This window comes from Amycolatopsis sacchari (assembly GCF_900114035.1).
Classification (GTDB): domain Bacteria; phylum Actinomycetota; class Actinomycetes; order Mycobacteriales; family Pseudonocardiaceae; genus Amycolatopsis_E; species Amycolatopsis_E sacchari.
The window spans coordinates 1-5,282 of record NZ_FORP01000057.1; the positions used below are offsets into that span (position 1 = coordinate 1).

The window sequence follows — 5,282 nt, forward strand, 5'->3', positions numbered from 1 at the left end:
TGCGTGTTGTTTGAGAACTCAACAGTGTGCTAGTGAACTAAGCCAGTAGAGCTTTATGTTTGAACCTCGTTTTGGGGTTCCTTTGAGATTGACTATTCGAGTCGATCGAACTGTTCATTGTTGGAGAGTTTGATCCTGGCTCAGGACGAACGCTGGCGGCGTGCTTAACACATGCAAGTCGAACGCTGAACCGGTTTCGGCTGGGGATGAGTGGCGAACGGGTGAGTAACACGTGGGTAATCTGTCCTGTACTCTGGGATAAGCCCTGGAAACGGGGTCTAATACCGGATATGACTTCGCACCGCATGGTGTGGGGTGGAAAGTTCTGGCGGTACAGGGTGAGCCCGCGGCCTATCAGCTTGTTGGTGGGGTGATGGCCTACCAAGGCGACGACGGGTAGCCGGCCTGAGAGGGTGACCGGCCACACTGGGACTGAGACACGGCCCAGACTCCTACGGGAGGCAGCAGTGGGGAATATTGCACAATGGGCGCAAGCCTGATGCAGCGACGCCGCGTGGGGGATGACGGCCTTCGGGTTGTAAACCTCTTTCGCCAGGGACGAAGCGTGAGTGACGGTACCTGGAGAAGAAGCACCGGCTAACTACGTGCCAGCAGCCGCGGTAATACGTAGGGTGCGAGCGTTGTCCGGAATTATTGGGCGTAAAGAGCTCGTAGGCGGTTTGTTGCGTCGGCCGTGAAAACTGGAGGCTTAACCTTCAGCTTGCGGTCGATACGGGCAGACTTGAGTTCGGTAGGGGAGACTGGAATTCCTGGTGTAGCGGTGAAATGCGCAGATATCAGGAGGAACACCGGTGGCGAAGGCGGGTCTCTGGGCCGATACTGACGCTGAGGAGCGAAAGCGTGGGGAGCGAACAGGATTAGATACCCTGGTAGTCCACGCTGTAAACGTTGGGCGCTAGGTGTGGGTGACATCCACGTTGTCCGTGCCGTAGCTAACGCATTAAGCGCCCCGCCTGGGGAGTACGGCCGCAAGGCTAAAACTCAAAGGAATTGACGGGGGCCCGCACAAGCGGCGGAGCATGTGGATTAATTCGATGCAACGCGAAGAACCTTACCTGGGCTTGACATGCACCAGACATCCCCAGAGATGGGGCTTCCCTTGTGGTTGGTGTGCAGGTGGTGCATGGCTGTCGTCAGCTCGTGTCGTGAGATGTTGGGTTAAGTCCCGCAACGAGCGCAACCCTTGTCCTGTGTTGCCAGCGCGTCATGGCGGGGACTCGCGGGAGACTGCCGGGGTCAACTCGGAGGAAGGTGGGGATGACGTCAAGTCATCATGCCCCTTATGTCCAGGGCTTCACACATGCTACAATGGCTGGTACAGAGGGTTGCGATATCGTGAGGTGGAGCGAATCCCTTAAAGCCGGTCTCAGTTCGGATCGTAGTCTGCAACTCGACTGCGTGAAGTCGGAGTCGCTAGTAATCGCAGATCAGCAACGCTGCGGTGAATACGTTCCCGGGCCTTGTACACACCGCCCGTCACGTCATGAAAGTCGGTAACACCCGAAGCCCACGGCCCAACCCCTTGTGGGAGGGAGTGGTCGAAGGTGGGACTGGCGATTGGGACGAAGTCGTAACAAGGTAGCCGTACCGGAAGGTGCGGCTGGATCACCTCCTTTCTAAGGAGCACAACACATCCACGCGAATCCCTTCGGGGGTTCGGGTGGAGTGGCCAGGCTCAGGAACCGACCGTGTTCCTGTCTGGACGCTCAAGGAATTGTGGAACTACTGGTGATGGTTGCCTGCGGGGTTGCGGGCCAGGGTGAGTACTGCTTCTTCGGGAGTGTGGAAAGTGTTGGTCCGGCTCGGTGGGTGGTTGTTTGCTGGCATGCTGTTGGGTCCTGAGGCAACACGCCCCGGGGTCGCCTTGATCCCGGGATTTGTTGTTTCTGGGTGTGGTGTTTGAGAACTGTAGAGTGGATGCGAGCATCTTTGTGGTCAAGTTGTTATGGGCGCATGGTGGATGTCTTGGCATCAGGAGCCGATGAAGGACGTGGGAGGCTGCGATAAGCCTCGGGGAGCTGTCAACCGAGCTGTGATCCGAGGGTGTCCGAATGGGGAAACCCAGCACCAGTGATGTGGTGTTACCCGCCGCTGAATATATAGGTGGTGTGGAGGGAACGCGGGGAAGTGAAACATCTCAGTACCCGTAGGAAGAGAAAACAAGTGTGATTCCGTGAGTAGTGGCGAGCGAAAGCGGAGGAGGCTAAACCGTGTACATGTGATACTTGTCAGGGGTTGTGTGCGCGGGGTTGTGGGACCCATCTTCTCAAAGCTGACACTTTGGGCATGATGCTGCATGGCTAGTGGAACCGCCTGGGATGGTGGACCGGAGTGGGTGAGAGTCCCGTACGCGAAAGCTGTGTTGGTGTTGTGTGGTGGTGTTCCCGAGTAGCAGCGAGCTCGTGGAATTTGCTGTGAATCTGCCGGGACCACTCGGTAAGCCTAAATACTTCCTGGTGACCGATAGCGGACGAGTACCGTGAGGGAAAGATGAAAAGTACCCCGGGAGGGGAGTGAAAGAGTACCTGAAACCGTGTGCCTACAAGCCGTCAGAGCCTTGGGGTGATGGCGTGCCTTTTGAAGAATGAGCCTGCGAGTTAGTGCTGCGTGGCGAGGTTAACCCGTGTGGGGTAGCCGTAGCGAAAGCGAGTCTGAAGAGGGCGATTGAGTCGCGTGGTCTAGACCCGAAGCGGAGTGATCTACCCATGGCCAGGCTGAAGCGCCGGTAAGACGGCGTGGAGGGCCGAACCCACCAGGGTTGAAAACCTGGGGGATGAGTTGTGGGTAGGGGTGAAAGGCCAATCAAACTCCGTGATAGCTGGTTCTCCCCGAAATGCATTTAGGTGCAGCGTCGTATGTTTCGTGGTGGGGGTAGAGCTACTGGATGGCCTAGGGGCCTTACCGGGTTACCGAAGTCAACCAAACTCCGAATACCATCACGTGAGAGTGCGGCAGTGAGACGGCGGGGGATAAGCTTCGTCGTCGAGAGGGAAACAGCCCAGAACACCGGCTAAGGCCCCGAAGTGTGTGCTCAGTGGGAAAGGATGTGGGATTGCCCAGACAACCAGGAGGTTGGCTTAGAAGCAGCCATCCTTGAAAGAGTGCGTAATAGCTCACTGGTCAAGTGGTCCTGCGCCGACAATGTAGCGGGGCTTAAGCACACCGCCGAAGCCGTGTCATTCACACAAGACATCCGCAAGTGTCCTTGAGACTCTTGTGTAGTGGTGTGGATGGGTAGGGGAGCGTCCTGCATCCAGGGAAGCCTCAGTGGAAACTAGGGGTGGAGGGTGTGGGAGTGAGAATGCAGGCATGAGTAGCGAATGCAGAGTGAGAACCTCTGCCGCCGGATGACCAAGGGTTCCTGGGTCAAGTTAATCTGCCCAGGGTGAGTCGGGACCTAAGGCGAGGCCGACAGGCGTAGTCGATGGACAACGGGTTGATATTCCCGTACCCGCGTATGTTCGCCCATAGCGAGGCACATGAGACTAACCACCCGAAGCCGTGAGACTCTTCGGAGTTGAGTGGTGGAGCGTGGGACCTGAGTGTGTAGTAGTTAAGTGATGGGGTGACGCAGGAAGGTAGCTCCGCCAGTGAGTGGTTGTACTGGTGTAAGCGTGTAGGCCGATGTGTAGGCAAATCCGCACATCATGAAGGCTGAGACGTGATGCGTAGCCGTTGAGGTGAAGTAGGGTGATCCTATGCTGCCGAGAAAAGCCTCTAGCGAGAACATGTGCGGCCCGTACCCCAAACCGACACAGGTGGTCAGGTAGAGAATACTAAGGCGATCGGGTGAACTGTGGTTAAGGAACTCGGCAAAATGCCCCCGTAACTTCGGGAGAAGGGGGGCCAGAGCACTTGAAGCCCTTCGCGGGCTAGGGTGAGTTGGCCGCAGAGACCAGCGGAAAGCGACTGTTTACTAAAAACACAGGTCCATGCGAAGTCGTAAGACGATGTATATGGACTGACGCCTGCCCGGTGCTGGAACGTTAAGAGGACCGGTTAACCCTTCGGGGTGAAGCTGAGAATTTAAGCGCCAGTAAACGGCGGTGGTAACTATAACCATCCTAAGGTAGCGAAATTCCTTGTCGGGTAAGTTCCGACCTGCACGAATGGCGTAACGACTTTCCGGCTGTCTCAACCACAGGCCCGGCGAAATTGCATTACGAGTAAAGATGCTCGTTACGCGCGGCAGGACGGAAAGACCCCGGGACCTTTACTATAGCTTGGTATTGGTTTTCGGTTCGGTTTGTGTAGGATAGGTGGGAGACTGTGAAGCTCGGACGCTAGTTCGGGTGGAGTCGTTGTTGAAATACCACTCTGGCCGGATTGGGAATCTGAACCTCGGACCGTGAGCCGGTTCAGGGACAGTGCCTGGTGGGTAGTTTAACTGGGGCGGTTGCCTCCTAAAGGGTAACGGAGGCGCCCAAAGGTTCCCTCAGCCTGGTTGGCAATCAGGTGTTGAGTGTAAGTGCACAAGGGAGCTTGACTGTGAGACTGACGGGTCGAGCAGGGACGAAAGTCGGGACTAGTGATCCGGCACCTCCTGGTGGAAGGGGTGTCGCTCAACGGATAAAAGGTACCCCGGGGATAACAGGCTGATCTTGCCCAAGAGTCCATATCGACGGCATGGTTTGGCACCTCGATGTCGGCTCGTCGCATCCTGGGGCCGGAGTAGGTCCCAAGGGTTGGGCTGTTCGCCCATTAAAGCGGCACGCGAGCTGGGTTTAGAACGTCGTGAGACAGTTCGGTCCCTATCCGCCGCGCGCGTAGGAGACTTGAGGAAGGCTGTCCCTAGTACGAGAGGACCGGGACGGACGAACCTCTGGTATGCCAGTTGTTCCGCCAGGGGCATGGCTGGTTGGCTACGTTCGGAAGGGATAACCGCTGAAGGCATCTAAGCGGGAAGCCTGTTCCAAGATGAGGTCTCCCACCCCTTTGTGGGTTAAGGCCCCCTAGAGACGATGGGGTTGATAGGCCAGAGATGGACGCACAGTAATGTGTTTTCGAGTTGACTGGTACTAATAGGCCGAGGACTTGCCCACGAAGATGGTACGCATCCACTCTGCGGTTCTGAAACACCACACCAGTGGTGGTTCCAGAACTTGATAGGTGACTGGAATTCTCTGGTGTGTGATCAGAGTGTTTCGGTGGTCATGGCGGTAGGGAAACGCCCGGTCCCATTCCGAACCCGGAAGCTAAGCCTGCCAGCGCCGATGGTACTGCACTCGTGAGGGTGTGGGAGAGTAGGACACCGCCGAACT

At 56.8% G+C, this 5,282-nt stretch carries 3 rRNA genes; all 3 read left to right on the forward strand.

Features of this window, described 5'->3' with window-relative positions:
* Nucleotides 1-117 precede the first annotated feature (117 nt).
* The 3 genes from BMZ92_RS36525 (at nucleotide 118) to rrf (ending at nucleotide 5,281) form a co-directional block, all read left to right on the forward strand.
* A 16S ribosomal RNA gene (locus tag BMZ92_RS36525) occupies nucleotides 118-1,637 on the forward strand.
* A gap of 317 nt (nucleotides 1,638-1,954) precedes the next feature.
* A 23S ribosomal RNA gene (locus BMZ92_RS36530) occupies nucleotides 1,955-5,063 on the forward strand.
* A 101-nt stretch (nucleotides 5,064-5,164) separates the two neighbouring features.
* A 5S ribosomal RNA gene (rrf, locus tag BMZ92_RS36535) occupies nucleotides 5,165-5,281 on the forward strand.
* Together the 16S, 23S and 5S rRNA genes form the textbook arrangement of a ribosomal RNA operon.
* Nucleotide 5,282: the final 1 nt, after the last annotated feature.